General features: G+C 63.8%; 15 protein-coding genes and 7 tRNA genes. 12 read left to right on the top strand and 10 right to left on the bottom strand.

All coding sequences use genetic code 11. The annotated features are described in order from the left end of the window. Positions 1-10: 10 nt before the first annotated feature. The gene (locus RX331_RS13255; protein ID WP_317256980.1) at positions 11-529 is read right to left on the bottom strand and encodes a hypothetical protein; all 519 of its coding nucleotides are present in this window, start codon (positions 527-529) and stop codon (positions 11-13) included. Positions 530-631: 102 nt separating this feature from the next. Beyond that, positions 632-1,099 (bottom strand): metallophosphoesterase family protein, encoded by a 468-nt coding sequence (locus tag RX331_RS13250; RefSeq protein WP_317256979.1) that lies wholly within the window; start codon positions 1,097-1,099, stop codon positions 632-634. Positions 1,100-1,457: 358 nt separating this feature from the next. Here RX331_RS13250 and RX331_RS13245 point away from each other — a divergent pair, with 358 nt between their 5' ends. The 10 genes from RX331_RS13245 to RX331_RS13200 all read left to right on the top strand — a co-directional run bounded on the left by RX331_RS13245 (position 1,458) and on the right by RX331_RS13200 (position 12,140). Next, a complete protein-coding gene (locus RX331_RS13245; protein ID WP_317256978.1) occupies positions 1,458-2,567 on the top strand; it encodes a BMP family ABC transporter substrate-binding protein in 1,110 nt (369 codons plus the stop codon). Continuing rightward, entirely contained in the window at positions 2,564-3,673 is a 1,110-nt protein-coding gene (locus tag RX331_RS13240; RefSeq protein WP_317256977.1) for an ABC transporter permease, read from the top strand. The genes RX331_RS13245 and RX331_RS13240 overlap by 4 nt, the downstream gene beginning before the upstream one ends. Before the next feature lies 1 nt (position 3,674). After that, positions 3,675-4,601, top strand: coding sequence for an ABC transporter permease (locus RX331_RS13235; protein ID WP_317256976.1), 927 nt, complete (start codon positions 3,675-3,677; stop codon positions 4,599-4,601). Between the two features lie 13 nt (positions 4,602-4,614). Next, complete coding sequence (locus tag RX331_RS13230; RefSeq protein ID WP_317256975.1) at positions 4,615-5,298, top strand: isochorismatase family cysteine hydrolase; 684 nt, start codon at positions 4,615-4,617, stop codon at positions 5,296-5,298. Continuing rightward, positions 5,295-6,827, top strand: a complete 1,533-nt coding sequence (locus RX331_RS13225) for an ABC transporter ATP-binding protein (RefSeq protein ID WP_317256974.1) — start codon at positions 5,295-5,297, stop codon at positions 6,825-6,827. The genes RX331_RS13230 and RX331_RS13225 overlap by 4 nt, the downstream gene beginning before the upstream one ends. Before the next feature lie 12 nt (positions 6,828-6,839). After that, entirely contained in the window at positions 6,840-7,340 is a 501-nt protein-coding gene (locus RX331_RS13220; protein ID WP_317256973.1) for a nucleoside deaminase, read from the top strand. Positions 7,341-7,433: 93 nt separating this feature from the next. After that, positions 7,434-9,005: an ABC transporter ATP-binding protein gene (locus RX331_RS13215; protein WP_317256972.1), complete on the top strand. Its 1,572-nt coding sequence runs from the start codon at positions 7,434-7,436 to the stop codon at positions 9,003-9,005. Then, positions 8,989-10,080 (top strand): ABC transporter permease, encoded by a 1,092-nt coding sequence (locus RX331_RS13210; protein ID WP_317256971.1) that lies wholly within the window; start codon positions 8,989-8,991, stop codon positions 10,078-10,080. Before RX331_RS13215 ends, RX331_RS13210 begins: the two co-directional genes overlap by 17 nt. After that, entirely contained in the window at positions 10,067-10,984 is a 918-nt protein-coding gene (locus RX331_RS13205; protein ID WP_317256970.1) for an ABC transporter permease, read from the top strand. Before RX331_RS13210 ends, RX331_RS13205 begins: the two co-directional genes overlap by 14 nt. A gap of 76 nt (positions 10,985-11,060) precedes the next feature. Continuing rightward, complete coding sequence (locus RX331_RS13200; RefSeq protein ID WP_317256969.1) at positions 11,061-12,140, top strand: BMP family ABC transporter substrate-binding protein; 1,080 nt, start codon at positions 11,061-11,063, stop codon at positions 12,138-12,140. Between the two features lie 56 nt (positions 12,141-12,196). On the opposite strand, the gene RX331_RS13195 is transcribed toward RX331_RS13200, so the two are convergent. Next, on the bottom strand, positions 12,197-13,546 hold the full coding sequence (locus RX331_RS13195; RefSeq protein ID WP_317256968.1) for an 8-oxoguanine deaminase: 1,350 nt from the start codon (positions 13,544-13,546) through the stop codon (positions 12,197-12,199). Between the two features lie 127 nt (positions 13,547-13,673). Between RX331_RS13195 and RX331_RS13190 the strand changes: the two genes are divergently transcribed. Next, on the top strand, positions 13,674-14,495 hold the full coding sequence (locus RX331_RS13190) for an FAD binding domain-containing protein (RefSeq protein WP_317256967.1): 822 nt from the start codon (positions 13,674-13,676) through the stop codon (positions 14,493-14,495). A gap of 3 nt (positions 14,496-14,498) precedes the next feature. After that, on the top strand, positions 14,499-17,225 hold the full coding sequence (locus tag RX331_RS13185) for a molybdopterin-dependent oxidoreductase (RefSeq protein WP_317256966.1): 2,727 nt from the start codon (positions 14,499-14,501) through the stop codon (positions 17,223-17,225). A gap of 70 nt (positions 17,226-17,295) precedes the next feature. On the opposite strand, the gene RX331_RS13180 is transcribed toward RX331_RS13185, so the two are convergent. The 7 genes from RX331_RS13180 to RX331_RS13150 form a co-directional block, all read right to left on the bottom strand. Continuing rightward, positions 17,296-17,367: transfer RNA gene (locus tag RX331_RS13180), tRNA-His, on the bottom strand. Positions 17,368-17,412: 45 nt separating this feature from the next. Then, positions 17,413-17,483 (bottom strand) — tRNA-Met (locus RX331_RS13175). A 6-nt stretch (positions 17,484-17,489) separates the two neighbouring features. Next, positions 17,490-17,567: transfer RNA gene (locus RX331_RS13170), tRNA-Gln, on the bottom strand. 18 nt (positions 17,568-17,585) lie between these two features. Beyond that, positions 17,586-17,662: transfer RNA gene (locus RX331_RS13165), tRNA-Glu, on the bottom strand. A gap of 79 nt (positions 17,663-17,741) precedes the next feature. Then, positions 17,742-17,820 (bottom strand) — tRNA-Pro (locus RX331_RS13160). A gap of 8 nt (positions 17,821-17,828) precedes the next feature. Further along, a tRNA-Arg gene (locus RX331_RS13155) sits at positions 17,829-17,905 on the bottom strand. Between the two features lie 7 nt (positions 17,906-17,912). After that, positions 17,913-17,987: transfer RNA gene (locus RX331_RS13150), tRNA-Glu, on the bottom strand. Positions 17,988-18,217: the final 230 nt, after the last annotated feature.

Here is an 18,217-nt window from a genome sequence, read left to right as displayed (position 1 = left end):
GAATTGCGATCTAACCCGTCCCTTCAGCCTCCGAACCGGCGCGGCGGCGGTTTGGCACTTCATTCAACAATCCGGCCAGTCGCAGGCCTTCCAGGATTCCATCCAGCCGCTGCTCACGGATCGTCGCGGCGACCAGCGAAACGGCGTCCTGCTGCTCGATCGTGAAGTGCACGTCGGGCGTTTGCTCGGAGATCGCCTCGAAGAATGTCTGGGGATGTGTGACGTGATCCCGCACCGCATGCGTCGCGTCCTGCGCGAGGTAAGTCGCGCGATCGCCGTCGATCGCGTCGAAATTGGAGTCATGACCGGTGTGGTCGTTTATCGATCGCCGAATCAGTTCGCTCTGCTGCTTGGCTTCCATGAATAGCAGGAACACCGCATCCGGCAGATTTTCGTGCGGCACTTTCTTCAATTCGGCAATTCGGCCGTAAATAGTTTTGCCGAGGCGCTCGTTCCGCTCGAAGCGCGCCTGAGCTTCCGCGGCGTCACGCTCGCGTCTGTTCTTCTCTCGCCGCATTTTTCCAAACATGCTTTTGCCCTCCGGGCCGCGATATAGGTCAGTTCGCGCACCATAGGAAAGATCAAAATCGCCACAGCGTGCGTGAACAACTCCGCTGGATGCAGATGCACATCACTCGATGCGATCAAGGTCGTGTATCACCGGCCGAAGGCCGCTCGCAGTTAGTTCCAGCGTGGCCAGCGTAATCGGGAGCTTGAAACGCCGCGGCCCGGCGCTTCCAGGATTCAGATAGAGCACACCGTCTATCGTTTCGACCCGCGAACGATGCGAGTGGCCGGAAACTACGACATCAATGCCACAGGCGGCCGGATCGATCTGCAATTCCCCAAGGTCATGCAAGACGTAGAAGGAACGCGCCCCAAGTCGTAACGTCAGGGTGTCGGGATAATCTTTGGCCCATTCGCCGGTATCGATATTTCCTCTGATCGCAGTAACAGGCGCAATCTGATGAAGTGCGGCCAGAACATCGGCACGACCGACATCCCCGGCGTGGATGATATGCGCCACGCCGGCAAGCCGTTGCTCAGCCTCTGGCCGCAAGAGCCCGTGGGTATCCGAGATGATTCCGATCTTCAGCACGGCGCTGTCCTTTGCGCGGTCGAATGACGTGTCCGGACTTATCTCCAGGCAGTTCACTCCGCCTCTGTGCCCAGTTGCTGGCGCTTAACCGGATCGAGGCGTCGCGGAGGCCTTACGAAATCGAGCTACGATTGCTCAACCCCGTTGCATACAATTCGCGAACGGTGCCCATCATTTAAGCACATGACGCGCTGCACAAGATTCGATCGAACGGTCGGATCGAAACAGATTCAACTACTTACGACAGAATCCGCGAAGCGTAATCTCTGGCACGAACATTGCGACATCCCTTAGGGCTCCGCCGTTTCGGCGCGGCTGCGAAAGAACAGGCGACCCAGTCGCCAGAGGGGAGCAGGCAATGGATTTTGGCAGGATTTCACGACGGCATTTGTTGCAAGGCGGCGCGGCCCTGACGCTTGGTTCGGCGCTTGGTGCGCGTTGCGCGCAGGCCGCCGACACCACGATCGGCTTCATCTATGTCGGGTCGCGCGACGACTACGGTTACAACCAAGCCCACGCGCAAGGCGCGGCGGCGCTGAAGAAGCTGCCCGGCCTCAAGGTGGTCGAGGAAGAGAAGGTCCCCGAAACCGACGCGGTCGAAAAGACTATCGAGTCCATGATCAACCTCGACGGCGCGTCGCTGCTGTTCCCGACTTCGTTCGGCTACTACAACCCGCACATGATCAAGATGGCGAAGAAGTTTCCAAAGCTTCGCTTCCAGCATTGCGGCGGCTTGTGGAGCGACAAGGATCCGACCAATGCCGGCAGCTATTTCGGCTATATCGACGAGGCCCAGTACATCTCCGGCATCGTCGCCGGCTATTCGACCAAGAGCGGCAAGCTCGGCTTCGTCGCGGCGAAGCCGATCCCGCAGGTGCTGCGCAACATCAATGCCTTCACCCTCGGCGCCAGGCTTGCCAACCCGAAGGCGACCACCCAGGTGATCTTCACCGGCGACTGGTCGATGCCGGTCAAGGAAGCAGAAGCCACCAACAGCCTGATCGACCAGGGCGTCGATGTCCTCACCTGCCACGTCGACGGCCCGAAGACGATGGTGGAGAACGCCGCGCGACGCGGCGCGATGGTCTGCGGTTATCACGTCAACCAGTCGCCGCTGGCGCCAAAAGCCTATCTGACCGGCGCAGAGTGGAACTGGGAGGCGCTGTATCCGAAATTCGTCAAGATGATCGCCGCCGGCGAAACGATTCCAAACTTCTATCGCGGCGGGCTGAAGGAAGAGATCGTGAAATGCTCGCCTTATGGCGAGGTGGTCTCGGCGGAAGCGCGCAAGCACGCCGACGACATCAAGGCCAAGCTGACCGAAGGCAGCTATACCATCTTCAAGGGCCCGATCATGGACAACAAGGGCAAGGCCGTGATTACGGCCGGCACCGACCGTGGCCAGAAAGACCCTGAGCTGGAGAAGATGGACTATCTGGTCGAAGGCGTGATCGGAGCGACTTCATGACGACGGAGGCTGCGGATCCGGTCGAGGCGGTCGCAGTCTCTCCGGCCGCGGACCCCGGTTTTCTCCAACGTTACGGCACTTCAATCGAATACATTCTGATACCGGGCGCGGCGCTGGTCGGCGCGCTCGCGGTATTCGGCGTATTCGTGGCGCTGTTCGGCAAGAACCCGCTCGACCTGTATTTCTACATGTATCAGGGCGCGTTCGGCACCTGGTTCTCCTGGCAGAACACGCTGACCCGCGCGGCGCCCTTGATCTTGACGGCGCTGTGCACCGCCCTGCCCGCGCAGCTCGGCATGGTCATCATCGGCGGCGAAGGCGCGCTCTTGATCGGCGCTTTGTCGGCGACCTCGATCGCGCTGGCCATGCCGTGGGCACCGCCGCTGGCGGTACAAATTGCGATGGTCTGCGCTGGCGTCGCGGGCGGCGGGCTCTGGATCACGCTTGCGGGCGCGCTGCGGCAATACCGCGGTGTCAACGAGACGATCTCGAGCCTGCTGCTGGTCTACATCGGACTTGCCATCCTCAATCATCTGGTCGAGGGCGCGATGCGAGATCCGTCCAGTCTCAACAAGCCCTCGACCCGCGAAATCGGCGCCGCCAACATGATTGGCACTATTCCCGGCACCGATGTGCACTGGGGGCTGGTGTTCGGCGTCGTCGCGGCCCTCGCCTCCTATATCCTGATCTATCACACCGTATTCGGCTTCGCGGCGCGCGTGGCCGGCGGCAACATCCGCGCGGCAAAGATCGTCGGCCTCAGCGTCGGCAAACTGATCCTGACGATCTGTTTTCTCGCCGGCGGCGCGGCCGGCCTTGCCGGCATGATCGAGGTCGCCGCGGTGCAAGGCCGCACCAACGCCAATCTCGCCGCGGGTTATGGCTTTACCGGCATCCTCGTCGCCTTCCTGGCGCGGCAGAATCCGCTCGCCGTCATTCCGGTCGCCATCCTGCTCGGCGGCATCGGCGCCAGCGGCGGGCTGCTGCAACGGCGGCTGGGTTTACCGGACGCTTCCGTGCTGGTGCTGCAGGGGATCATCTTCGTCTTCGTTCTGGCCAGCGACGCGCTGTATGGGCGGATCGGCTTCCTGAAGGGAAAATCCTGACATGGCGGATGCAACGCTCGGACTCTGGACCGTCCCGCTCGCCGTGCTCGGCGGCGCCATCCGCGTCTCGACGCCATTCCTGTTCGTCAGCCTTGGCGAATGCATCACCGAACGCGCGGGCCGCATCAATCTCGGCCTCGAGGGCACGCTGATCATGGGCGCGATGAGCGCCTATGGCATCTCCTATCTCTCGGGCTCGCCTTGGCTTGGCGTGCTCGCAGCCGGCCTCACGGGCGCGCTGCTCGGCGCGCTCCATGCCGGCATCTGCTCGCTGCCGCGGGTGAACGACATCGCCGTCGGCATCGCGCTGATGCTGTTCGGGACTGGACTGGCATTCTTTCTCGGCAAGCCGCTGATCGAGCCGACCGCCGCGCGCCTGCCGGCGATTGATTTCGGCTGGTGGAGCGACATTCCGCAGGTGCGCGCCGCGCTCCGGATCAATGTGCTGTTCCTGATCGGGGTGGCCATCGCGCCAGTTTTGTTTTGGGCTTTCCGAACGACGCGCTGGGGCCTGTTGATCCGCACCGCCGGCGAAAGCTCGGATGCCGCGCGCGCGATGGGTTATTCCGTGCTCTGGATCCGCCTGCGCGCGACCATGGTCGGCGGCTTCCTCGCCGGGATCGGCGGTTCGTTCCTGTCGCTGTTCTATCCGGGAAGCTGGAACGAGGGGCTTTCCAGCGGACAGGGCATCACCGCCGTGGCGCTGGTGATCTTCGCGCGATGGGACCCGATGCTGTGCCTGTGGGCGTCGCTCGCCTTCGGCGGCGCGGCGGCGCTGGGGCCGGCGCTGCAGTCGGTCGGCGTCACTTCCGGTTATCACCTGTTCAACGCCGCGCCCTACATCCTGACGCTGGCCATCATGATCATCACCTGCTCGCCGAAGCGCACGCTGACCGGCGCGCCGGCCGAACTGTCCATCACCCGATAGGCGAGAGCGAGCCATGTCCGAGCGCTACATCAAGTCCGAACCCTATGCGTGGCCCTATAATGGCGATTTGCGCCCGGAGAATACCGCGCTGATCATTATCGACATGCAGACCGACTTTTGCGGCGTCGGCGGCTATGTCGACAAGATGGGCTACGACCTCTCGCTGACACGGGCCCCGATCGAGCCGATCAAGCGGCTACTCGCGACGATGCGAGCCGGCGGCTTTCACATCATTCACACCCGCGAAGGACATCGTCCCGACCTCGCCGACCTGCCCGCCAACAAGCAATGGCGCTCGCGCCAGATCGGCGCCGGCATTGGCGATCCCGGCCCGTGCGGCCGCGTGCTGGTGCGCGGCGAGCCCGGCTGGGAGATCATTCCGGATCTGGCGCCGCTGCCGGGCGAACCCATCATCGACAAGCCCGGCAAGGGATCGTTCTGCGCCACCGACCTCGAGCTGATGCTGCGGCTGCGCGGCATCCAGAACATCGTGCTGACCGGGATCACTACCGATGTCTGCGTCCATACCACCATGCGCGAAGCCAACGACCGCGGCTTCGAATGCGTGCTGATCGAGGATTGCTGTGCGGCGACAGACAAGAGCAACCACGACCACGCGCTGAAGATGATCAAGATGCAGGGTGGCGTGTTTGGCGCGGTCGCCACGTCCGAGTCGTTGATCGGAGCCCTGTCATGATCATCGGCGAAACGCCCCTGCCTCACGGCGCGCTGGGCGTCGATGCCATCGCCATGACCATGCGGTTCGGCGATTTCACCGCCCTCGACAATGTCGAACTCAAGGTGCGGCCCGGCTCGTTCCACGCGCTGCTCGGCGAGAACGGCGCCGGCAAGAGCACGCTGGTGAAATGCATCATGGGCTATTACCACCCGACCGAAGGCAATATCCTGGTCGGCGGCCGCGAGCAGGCGATTGCGAACCCGAAGGACGCCCACGCGCTGGGACTTGGCATGGTCTACCAGCATTTCACGCTGGTACCGGCAATGACGGTGGCCGAAAACCTGGTGCTGGCGCGTGACGACGTGCCCGTTGTGGTGGATTGGGCGAAGGAGAAGAAGGAGCTCGCCGCGTTCCTGTCGCGGATGCCGTTCAAGGTGCCGCTGGATGCCAAGGTCTCCGACATCTCCGCCGGCGAGCGGCAGAAATGCGAGATCCTCAAGCAGCTCTATTTGAAGCGGCGCTTTCTCATCCTCGATGAGCCGACCTCCGTGCTGACGCCGGGCGAGGCCGATGAGGTGCTGGGCATGCTGCGTGCCATGGTGGTGGCAGGCAATCTCACCATCCTGATAATCACGCACAAATTCCGCGAGGTGATGGCGTTTGCCGACGAGGTGACCATCCTGCGCCGGGGCAAACTGGCCGGGCACGGCAAGGTCGCCGAGCTCACGCCCGACGACATGGCCCGCACTATGATCGGCGCCGAGCAATTGACGGTCCAGCCGCCGCGCCTTGGCGAGGTCGGAAAACCCCGGCTTGAACTGAACGGGCTCACCGCGCGCGACGATGCCGGCGCCATCGCTGTCCACGGCGTGTCGCTCACCGTGCGCGGCGGCGAAATCGTCGGGATCGCCGGCGTCTCCGGCAACGGCCAGCGGCAACTCGTTGAAGTGCTTGCCGGCCAACGCCAGGCCGAAGGCGGCGAGATCCGCGTCGGCGGCGACCTCTATTCGGCGAGCCGCGAGGAGATGCGCCGGCACAAAATGTCCCTGCTCCCCGAGGAGCCGCTGAAGAACGCCTGCGTCGGCGGCATGAGCGTTGCCGACAACATCGCCTTCCGCGAATTCGACCGGGCGCCGTTTGCCAGCGGCGGCTGGTGGCTCAACCGGTCGGCATTCCGAAAAGACGCCGAGCGCAAGATCGGGCTCTACAAGATCAAGACCCGCACGCCGGACACCGCGATTTCAGCCCTGTCGGGCGGCAACGTGCAGCGCGCGGTGCTGGCCCGCGAACTCGGCGGCGAGGTCGAGGTGCTGATCGCAGCTAACCCCTGCTTCGGGCTCGACTTCGCCGCGGTCGCGCAGATCCACGCCGAGATCATGGCAGCCCGCAATCGCGGCGCTGCCGTGCTGCTGGTTAGCGAGGATCTTGACGAATTGCTGGAACTGTCCGACCGCCTGGTCGTCATGTTTCATGGTGAATTCGTCCACGAGGCCCGCGCCAGCGAAGCCAATCTCACCGAAATCGGACGGCATATGGCGGGGCATTGACGGGTCAAGCTAATGGTTGATGTTGCCGCGCTGAATCAACTGGAACGCGATCTGCACTTCCTGCGGCGATCGTTCGACGTCGCCCGCCGCGCCGTGAGCCACCGCAACCACCCTTTCGGCGCCCTGCTCGTCGACCAGAGCGGCACCGTGCTGATCGAGGCCGAGAACGGCTATATGCCGTCACGTGATGCGACGGCGCATGCCGAGCGCCTGCTGGCGACACAGGCCTGCAGGACCGTCGCGCCAGATACGCTGCGCAGTGCCACGCTGTATTCGTCCGCCGAGCCCTGCGCGATGTGCGCGGGTGCAATCTACTGGGCCGGCATCGGCCGCGTTGTCTATGGGCTGAGCGAGCATCGGCTGCGGGATATTACCGGCAACCATCCGGAAAATCCGACGCTCAACCTGCCCTGCCGCGACGTCTTCGCGAGCGGGCAACGCGCAACCGAGGTGGCAGGCCCGCTGCTCGAGGAGGAGGCCGCGGCGGTGCATTCCGGGGTTTGGGATAAATAGCTCGGCGCGAGGGCTGGTGCTTTCCCCTGCTTTCGTACCCGCCTAAACTGGCCCAGTATTGACGCTTTCTGTTCCTTTTGACCGTGAAAACGCATGTTGGATTCGACGCCCGCCGCGCTGCAGGCCGGTGCCATACCGCTGCTCCAGACACTTGGTCTGACCAAGCGCTATGGCACGCTCCTCGCCAATGAGGCGATCGATATCGATATCTGGCCACAGCAGATCCACGCGCTGCTCGGCGAGAACGGCGCGGGCAAATCGACGCTCGTCAAAATCATTTATGGGTTGATCCAGCCGAGCGAAGGCGAGATGCGCTGGCACGGCGAGAAGATCGTTCTCTCCGGACCATCGGACGCCCGCAGCCGCGGCATCGGCATGGTGTTCCAGCATTTCTCGCTGTTCGATAATCTCACCGTGGCGGAAAACGTCGCGCTCGGGCTGGGTGGCAAGGAATCCTTCAAGGACATGTCGGCGCGCCTTGAGGAAGTGTCCCGCGTTTACGGGCTGCCGCTCGATCCGAGGCGCGAGGTCTGGCAACTATCCGTCGGCGAACGCCAGCGCATCGAGATCGTGCGCGCGCTGATGCAAGACCCGAAATTTTTGATCCTCGACGAGCCGACCGCGGTGCTGACGCCGCAGGAGGCCAATCAGCTCTTTGGCGTGCTCGAGCGCCTCAAGGCCGAGGGACGCGCGATCCTCTACATCAGCCACAAGCTGGAAGAGGTGAAGCGGCTTTGCGACACCGCTACCATCCTGCGCGGCGGCAAGAAGGTCGCGACCTGCAATCCCAAAGCGGAAACCGCGGCTTCGCTCGCGCGGATGATGGTTGGCGGCGAGGTCAAGGAAGTGAGGGCCACCGCCCACCCGAAAACCACAGCGCCGCGGCTCGTCGTTGGCGACCTCAGCCTAGAACCGGACGATCCGCACGGCGTCCGGCTAAAACATATCTCCTTCGAGCTCAAGGGAGGAGAAATCCTGGGCATCGCTGGTGTTGCCGGCAATGGTCAGGATGAGCTTTTCGCCGCTTTGTCCGGCGAGCGGCTGGCGCGGGACCCCGGCACCATCGTCATCGACGGACGGCCCGCGGGACACCTTTCGATCACAGAGCGGCGCCGGCTTGGTGCGGCCTTCGTGCCCGAGGAGCGGCTTGGCCACGGCACTGCGCCGCGCATGAAGCTGTCGGAGAACGCGCTGCTGACCGGCCACGCCGCCTCCGGCATGGTCCGACACGGCTTCGTCAATACCGCTGCAACACTTAGGGCTGTTGACCGCGCGACTGAGGCGTTCGACGTGCGGAAGGCCAAGCGCGATCCGGAAGCCGCCAGCCTCTCCGGCGGTAACTTACAGAAATTCATCGTCGGCCGCGAAATCCTGCGCAAACCGGGTTTGCTTGTTGTGAGCCAGCCGACCTGGGGCGTCGACGCCGGCGCCGCCGCCGTAATCCGGCAGGCCCTTTTGGATCTTGCCGCCGGTGGCGCCGCGGTGCTGGTGACGAGCCAGGACCTCGACGAACTCACGGAGATCACCGATCGCATCGCCGTGATGTTCCACGGCCGTCTGTCGGAGCCGCTGCCGACGGCTGGTGCGAGCCGCGAGAAGCTCGGCCTCTTGATGGGCGGCAGCAGTCTGGACCAGAAGGAAGCGGCGCATGCAGCTGGTGCTTGAAAGACGCGCCGAGCGGTCGCACACGATCGCGCTCGTCTCCCCGTTGATTGCGATCGGCATGACGCTCGTCACCATGAGCATCCTGTTTGCGATCCTCGGCAAAAATCCGGTCACCGCGCTCGGCGTCTATTTCATCGATCCCCTCACCGACGGCTATTCGCTGCAGGAGATCGCGGTGAAGGCAACGCCGCTGGTGATGATCGCGACCGGCCTCTCATTCTGCTACCTCGCCAACGCCTGGAACATCGGCGCCGAAGGACAATTCCTGATCGGTGCCGTCGCCGGAAGCTGGCTTGCGGTGAAGACGCAGGGCGGCGACGCCGGCCCATGGGTGTTGCCGGCGATGATGCTGCTGGCTGCCGCGGCCGGGGCGCTCTACGCCCTGATCCCCGCGATCTGCAAGGTCCGGTTCGGCGCCAGCGAAATCCTCACCAGCCTGATGCTGGTCTATGTCGCCGATCTCCTGCTCGACTATCTCGTGCGCGGTCCCTGGCGCGACCCCAAAGGCTTCAACTTCCCGACCACCGCCGAGTTCGATCCGGTCGCTACCGTACCCGTGCTGATCGAGGGCGGCCGACTGCATCTCGGCGGCATCATGGCTCTGGTGGTGGTCGGCGCCGCCGCCGTGCTGCTCAGCAGGACCATCACGGGGTTCGAAATCCGCGTCGTCGGCGCCGCGCCGCGTGCCGCGCGCTTCGGCGGGTTCAATTCCAACCAGTTGATCCTGCTGACCTTCGCGATTTCGGGCGCACTCGCAGGTCTGGCCGGGATCATCGAGGTCGCAGGGCCGGTCGGACACCTGCAGCCAGGGATTTCCCCCGGCTACGGTTTCACCGCGATCATCGTCGCGTTCCTGGGGCGGCTGAACCCGGTTGGAATATTAATTGCAGGACTTTTCCTCGCACTCACCTTCATCGGCGGCGAGCAGGCGCAGATCGCCATGAAAATCCCGCTTGATGTCACCAAGGTCTTCCAGGGCATCCTGCTGTTCTACGTGCTCGCCTGCGACTCCCTCATCCTCTACCGCTTCAAGCTCATTTTCACATCGCCAAAGGTGTCCAGTGGGGCTCATTGAGGCCATCATCCTCGCGGTGCTCGCGGCTTCCACGCCGCTGTTGCTGGCGGCGACCGGCGAGCTCGTGACCGAACGCGCCGGCGTGCTCAACCTCGGCGTCGAGGGCATGATGATCGTCGGCGCAGCCTGCGGCTTCGGCGGCGCTTGGCTCACCGGCTCGGTCATCATCGGCGCGCTCTGCGGCATCCTCGCCGGCATGCTGATGTCGCTGATCTTCGCGCTGATGACGCTGGGGCTTGCGGTCAACCAGGTCGCGACGGGCCTCGCGCTGACCATTCTCGGCATCGGCCTTTCCGGCCTGATCGGCTCCCGTTTCGTCGGCGAAAAGATTTCGCTGGCGCCGCATCTTTATGTTCCCGGTCTGACGGACATCCCGCTGGTCGGGCGCATTTTGTTCGGCGAGGACGCCTTTGTGTATCTGTCGCTGGCGCTGGTGATTGCCGTCTGGTTCTTCCTCTACAGGACGCGGCCCGGCCTGATCCTGCGTGCCGCCGGCGACAACCATACCTCGGCGCATGCGCTCGGCTACCGCGTGCTCAGGATCAGATTGTTCGCGGTGCTGTTCGGCGGCGCTTGCGCGGGCCTTGCTGGCGCCTATCTGCCGCTCGCCTACACGCCGTTCTTCATCCCGGGCATGACGGCCGGGCGCGGATGGATTGCGCTGGCGTTGGTCGTGTTTGCGTCATGGCGGCCGGGACGCCTCGTGATCGGCGCCTATCTGTTCGGCGCGGTGACGATCCTGCAGCTTCATGCCCAGGGCTGGGGCGTCGGCATCCCCTCGCAATTGATGTCGGCGTTACCCTATCTCGCAACCATCATCGTCCTCGTCCTGATCTCACGTGCACGAAGTGGCGGCTCGACCGCGCCCGCAGCGCTCGGCACCGTGTTCGTGCCCGACCGGTAAACATGCTCGATGCGCGCGCGACGGGGCGCCGCGCATCGGGAGAGACAGTCCACCCGTCAGTAAAACGGAGAGTTCCATGAAGAAGGTTCTCATCGCCGCGGCCGCAGCGATGCTCGTCACCGGAGCGGGCCTGTTCGGTGCGTCCGCCGCCGACAAGCTCAAGGTCGGATTCATCTATCTCGGACCCGTTGGCGATCTCGGCTGGACGTACCAGCACGACCTCGGACGCCTCGAGATGCTCAAAGAACTAGGCGACAAGGTCGAAACCACGTATCTGGAGAACGTCAACGAAGGCCCGGACTCCGAACGCTCGATCGAGCAGCTGGCGCGCGCCGGCAACAAGCTGATCTTCACGACATCGTTCGGCTATATGGAGCCGACGCTGAAGGTCGCCAAAAAATACCCGAACGTGCATTTCGAGCACGCCACCGGCTACAAACGCGACAAGAACGTGTCGACCTATTCCGGCCGGTTCTACGAAGGCCGCTATATCCAGGGCATCATCGCTGCCAAGATGTCGAAGTCCGGCGTGCTCGGCTATATCGCCTCGTTCCCGATTCCGGAGGTCATCTCCGGCATCAACGCCACCATGCTCGGCGCCCAGACGATCAACCCCAACATCAAGGTCAAGATCATCTGGGCCAACACCTGGTTCGACCCCGGCAAGGAAGCCGACGCCGCCAAGGCGCTGCTAGACCAGGGTGCCGACATCATCATGCAGCACACCGACAGCCCGGCCGCCATGCAAATTGCCGCCGAGCGCGGCAAGCTGGCATTCGGCCAGGACTCCGAAATGATCAAGTTTGGACCGAAGGCACAGCTGACATCGACCATGAACAGTTGGGGCCCGTACTATATCGCGCGCGTCAAGGCCGAGCTGGAGGGCACCTGGAAATCGGAAGATTACTGGGGCGGCCTGAAGAGCAAGCTCGTCGTCATGGCGCCCTATACCAACATGCCCGATGACGTGAAGAAGCTGGCGATGGAGACCGAAGCCGCTCTCACGGAAGGCAGACTGCATGCGTTCAAATGCCCGGTCGTCGGCCAGGACGGCAAGGAAGTCGAATGCAAAGGCGGCACCCATCTCGACGACGGCCAGATCCTCGGCATGAATTTTTATGTCAAGGGCATCGACGAGAAGATTCCCGGGAAGTGAGGACGGGCGTCGCTCTTACCTCTCCCCGCAAGCGCGGGGCGAGGGAGCAGACCAACTCACCCCATATGCATCGCGCGCGCGGCGACGCTGTGGCGGCGGATCAAATCTGATACGTCGAGCCCCGGAATCTTCCCATCCTTCACCACCCAGTTGCCGCCGACCATCACCCGGTCGGCGCGGTGCGCGCCGCATAGCACCAGCGCGGCCAAGGGATCGCCATGGCCGGAGAAGCGCAATTCGTCGAGCTTGAACAGCGCAAGGTCAGCGGCCTTGCCGACCGCGATCTCGCCGAGCTCGGGGCGGCCGATGCAGGCCGCCGAGCCCTCGGTGGCCCAGCGCAGCGCATCCTTGTGGCTGACGCGGGAAACGCCGTAGCGCGAGCGCTGCAGCAGGAACGCGGCACGGACCTCCTGCATCAGGTTGGACGCATCGTTCGAGGCCGAGCCATCGACGCCGAGACCGATCGGCACCCCCGCCGCCTCCATCTCGCAGACCGGGCAGCAGCCCGACGCCAGAATCTGGTTGCTGCAGGCGCAATGGCTGATCGCAGTCCCCGCCTTGCCGAGCCGCTTCATCTCCTCGGAATTGAAGAAGATGCCGTGCGCCAGCCAGGTCCGTGCATTCAGCCAGCCGCATTGCTCCAGATAATCCAGCGGCCGGCAGCCATGCATCTGCTCGCAGAACCTGTTCTCATTCTCCGTCTCGGCGAGATGCGTATGCAGGCGAACGTCGAGCTTCTCGGCCAGCTCGGCCGTCGCACGCATCAGCGAAGTCGTCACCGAAAATGGCGAGCATGGCGCCAGCGCGATCTGCACCATCGCATCCTCACCGCGCTGATGATGCTTGGCCACTGCGCGTTCGCTGCCGGCCAAAATCGTGTCTTCGTCCTGCACCACGCTGTCGGGCGGCAGCCCGCCATCCTTCTGCGACCGGTTCATCGAGCCGCGCGTCAGCAGCACGCGGATGCCGAGCCGCCTTGCGGCCGCGACCTCGATGTCGACGGCCTCCTCAAGCCCGGCCGGGAAAACGTAGTGATGGTCGGTCGTGGTGGTGCAGCCCGACAGCAGCAATTCCGACACCGCCACGGTGACGCCGAGATCGAGCGCTTCAGGCGTCAGCCGCGCCCAGACCGGATACAGCGCCTGCAACCACGGAAACAGTTCGCGATCGAGCGCCGCCGGCAGCGCCCGGGTCAGCGTCTGGTAGAAATGATGATGGGTGTTGATCAGGCCGGGCAGCACGACATGGGCGCCGGCGTCATATACGGTGGCATAGGCAGCCGCAGGTTCCCGGCCGCGTGGCACCAGCTCGACGATCTTGCCGCCCCTGATCACAATGCCGCGTTCGGCACCGTCGGCGAAAATAGAAAGCGGATCCTTGATCCAGATCGCCTGCGTTTGGTCCATAATCCCACCTGATTTGCGAAAGGCGTCTCGCTTCACGCAATGCAAACGCCATCCCGACGGCATTGGCAATTGGCGCTGGTCTTGTAAGACTTCATAGTCGCAGACGCACCTGCTTGAAAGCGTATCCATGGACCTGAACAGCATCACCGCGGTTGCGCACCCGACGACACGGGACCAATTGCCCGTTTGGACGCCAGGCGATGCCTGGCTCGCGGGCGGCACCTGGCTGTTCTCGGAACCGCAGGTCCATCTGAAGCGGCTGATCGACCTGACCGACCTGAAATGGCCGGCGCTGACCATCAGCGAGACCGGTCTCTCCATCGCGGCGACCTGCGCGGTAGCGCAGCTCGATGCGCTGGCCTGCCCGCCGGACTGGATCGCCTCCCCGCTGATCAACCAATGCTGCCGCGCGTTCCTCGCTTCCTTCAAGATCTGGAAGACGGCGACCGTCGGCGGCAATATCTGCATGTCGCTGCCGGCAGGGCCGATGATCTCGCTGACCGCGGCGCTCGACGGCGTCTGCACCATCTGGCCGGCCAGCGGCGGCGAGCGGAAAGTCCCCGTCGCCGAATTCGTCACCGGCGAGCAGCGCAACGTGCTCGCGCCGGGCGATCTGTTGCGGCAGGTCGATATCCCGCTTGCAGCCTTGCGGCGGCGCTCGGCGTTCCGCCAGATATCGCTGACGCCGGTCGGCCGCTCGGCGGCGCTGCTGATCGGCAGTCTGACCAGCGACGGCGAATTGGCGCTGACGGTAACGGCATCGACCAAGCGGCCGGTTCGATTGTCCTTCGCAGCAATCCCCAGTGGTAAGGACTTGCGCGAAACGATTTTGCAGCACATTGCCGACGATCTCTATCACACCGACGTTCACGGCAAGCCGATATGGCGCAAGCACATGACGCTGCGGCTTGCGGAAGAGATCCGGCTCGAATTGCAGGGCACGGCATAAGCCATGGCTTTCCAGATCAACGGCAAGGAGTTTCCCGAAGCGCCGCGGCCCGGGCAATGCCTGCGCACGTTTCTGCGCGAACTCGGCCATTTTGGCGTCAAGAAGGGCTGCGACGCTGGCGATTGCGGCGCCTGCACGGTGCTGATCGACGGTGAGCCCGTGCATAGCTGCCTGATCCCGGCTTTCCGAGCCGCGGGCCACGCCGTCACCACCATCGAAGGCCTGGCGCCCGACAGCGCCGTCCATCCGCTGCAGCAGGCGTTCCTGGATGCGCAGGGCTTTCAGTGCGGGTTCTGCACCGCTGGCATGATCCTGACCTGCGCGTCGCTGAACCAGGCACAGCGGCAGGATCTCGGCGCCGCGTTGAAAGGCAATATCTGCCGCTGCACCGGCTATCGCTCGATCGAGGACGCGCTGAACGGCAAGACCAACATCGAAGACGACGCCGCAGGCACCGCCTTCGGCCGCAGTCTCCCTGCCCCCGCCGGACCACAGGTCGTACGCGGCGCGGCGCGCTATACGTTCGATGTCGCGCCGGAAGGCCTGCTCCACATCAAGATGCTGCGTTCGCCGCATCCGCACGCAAAAATCATTTCGATCGACAAGAGCTCGGCACTCGCCGTATCAGGCGTGCACACGGTGCTGACGCATGAAGACGCGCCTGATAGCCTGTTCTCGACCGCCCGGCATGAATGGGACTGGATGGACCCTGATGACACCAAGGTGCTCGACAATGTCGTCCGTTTCATTGGCCAGAAAGTCGCGGCTGTCATCGCCGAGACCGAAGCGGCCGCCGAAGAAGGCTGCCGCCGGCTGAAAGTTCGGTACGAAATCCTGCCGGCCGTGGTCGATCCCGCGGCCGCCATCTCACCCGGCGCTCCCGTGCTGCACGGCGACAAGACAACCGAAAATCGCGTCGCAAACGCAGGCCGGAATATCGTGGCGGAAATCCACGGCGAATTCGGCGACGTCGCGGCAGCCCTGGCGCAGGCCGCCGTCACCTACAAAGGCACGTTCACGACCCAGCGGGTCCAGCATGCGGCACTGGAAACCCATGGCGGCATTGCCTGGGTAGACGCTGATGGAATCCTCAATGTCCGTTCCTCGACGCAGGTGCCATTCCTCACGCGGCGCACGCTGGCCGACCTCTTTGGCCTGCCGCCCGACAAGGTGCGGGTATTTTGCGAGCGCGTCGGCGGCGGATTCGGCGGCAAACAGGAGATGTTCGTCGAGGATATTCTTGCGCTCGCAGCGCTCAAGACCGGCCGGCCGGTCAAATTCGAACTGACGCGGGAAGAACAATTCATCGCGACCTCGACACGGCACCCGATGCAGGTCACCGTCAAGGCGGGCGCCGACAAGGACGGCAAGCTCACGGCGCTGCAGCTCGACGTGCTCTCGAACACCGGAGCCTATGGCAACCACGCCGGCCCGGTACTTTTTCATTCGGTCAACGAATGCATCGGCGTCTACAACTGCCCCAACAAGAAGGTCGACGGCATCGCCGCCTACACCAACACCGTGCCCGCCGGCGCGTTTCGCGGCTATGGCCTGCCGCAAACTCTGATCGCCGTCGAGGCCGCGATCGACGAACTTGCAAAGCAGCTCGGCATCAGCCCGTTCGACATGCGACGCCGCAATGTCGTCAAGTCAGGCGATCCCATGTTGTCGCCGCCGGCATCCAAATATCACGACGTGCTCTATGGCAGCTATGGCCTCGATCAATGCCTCGATCTCCTCGAGCGCGCGATGGCCGCCGAGGCGCCGACGCGGCCCCTCTCCGCGGACTGGCTGACCGGCGACGGCATCGCGTTGACCATGATCGATACCGTGCCGCCGGCCGGTCATTTCGCCGATTGCAGCATTTCGCTGCGCGAGGATGGCGGCTTCGACCTCACGGTCGGCACCGCGGAATTCGGCAATGGCACCAGCACCGTGCATCGCCAGATCGCCGCGTCTGCGCTGGCGACGACCGTCGATCGCATCCGTCTCTTGCAATCCGACACTGCGCATGGCGGACACGACACCGGCGCCTATGGCAGCGCCGGGATCTTTGTCGCCGGCCGCGCAACGCAGGCCGCGGCCGAGGCGCTGGCTGGGCAGCTCAAGCAATTCGCGGCGTCATTGCTGGGCGAAAGCCCTGACGCGTGCAGCCTCGACAACGATGCCACCGTCTGCGCCGGCCACCGCATCCCCTATGCCCAGCTCGCCGCGTCGGCGCACGCGCTCGGAAAGGTTCTCAGCGGCAGCGGCAATTCGACCGGCACGCCGCGCTCCGTCACCTTCAATGTGCAGGGCTTTCGTGTCGCCGTGAACAAATACACCGGCGAACTCAGGATTCTCAGAAGCGTGCAGGCGGCCGATGCCGGCCGTGTCGCCAATCCGATGCAATGCCGCGGCCAAATCGAGGGCGGTGTCGCGCAATCGCTGGGGGCTGCGCTCTACGAGGAAATGCTTGTTGACGACGACGGCCGCATCATCAATCCCAAATTCCGTGACTATCATCTGCCATCCTTCGCCGACGTTCCCCGTACCGAAGTGCTGTTCGCCGACACCTCGGATGCGGTGGGGCCGATGGGTGCCAAATCGATGAGCGAAAGCCCTTACAATCCGGTCGCCGCCGCACTCGGCAATGCGATCGCTAACGCCACCGGCATCCGCTTCACCGCGACCCCGTTCAAGCCGGACCGGCTATGGCCGCTGCTGCATGAGAAGTTTGGCGCCGGCTGACTGAATCGAACAGTCGACATCGGGTGTTTTGGAGGCCCGCGTTCTGCCACTGAACTAAGCCGGTATCTGATCCTGACTGGGAGAATCGAACTCCGCATCTCCCGGTCCACAACCGAGTATCCTGCCATTGAACGAAGTCAGGAGAGATTAAGGGGGCACCGATCCCGTGATCGGCGACAAAAAAGGTCGCGGGCGCGGGGGTCGAACCCGCCACTCCAGCCTTATGAGAGCCGGCCCCTTTCCCTGCCGAGGCCCCGCGAGAATTGGCTAGCGCGGCAGGACTCGAACCTGCGGTAACCGGAATCAAAATCCGGCGCCTTGGCCAGCTTGGCGACGCGCTCAGAAATTTGTTCAACAATTTGGTCCTGCCAACGGGAGTTCAACCCGTGAAGTCCAGCGTTGAAAGCGCCGTACCCTTTGCACCAGGCGATGGCACGTTGGCGCGGGCGGCCGGGATCGAACCTGTCTGAACGGATTCAGAATCCGTCACCTCGCCGATCGCTCAGCGCGCGATGATGGTCAGCGTGGGTGGATTCGAACCACCGATCCCCTGCTTCCAAGGCAGGTAGGGACGACCAGGCTCCCCTACACGCGGACGATGATTGGCTTTCCGGGCAGGACTCGAACCTGCATACCTTCGCGTTCGTAGCGCGCTACTCATCCAGTTGAGCTACGGGAAGCTAATTATGGTACTGCCGGCGGGACTCGAACCCACGCCGACCGGCTGAGAACCGGGTGTCCTTGCCGCTAGACAATGGCAGCGTGTTGATTCTTTGCCGCCGAAGGAGGCAGCGAAAATTAGAGCGAGGACGCATGAATCAGATGTCCTGATGCACGGTCGCGACGTCCCTCTTGCGCTTTAGAGTAGACATTGGCACAGCCTGCCGGAAATATCCGGATGGGGCCAGAAGCAGAAGTACAACTCCGGATTAACGAGGAAACGGCCCCGGGGCGGAAACCTGCAGCGGTCCGTCAGCGCCTGCCGACTCGAT

Source organism: Bradyrhizobium sp. BWA-3-5 (genome assembly GCF_032917985.1).
In the GTDB taxonomy this organism is placed as follows: Bacteria; Pseudomonadota; Alphaproteobacteria; order Rhizobiales; family Xanthobacteraceae; genus Bradyrhizobium.
This window is presented reverse-complemented; position numbering and strand designations above follow the sequence as displayed.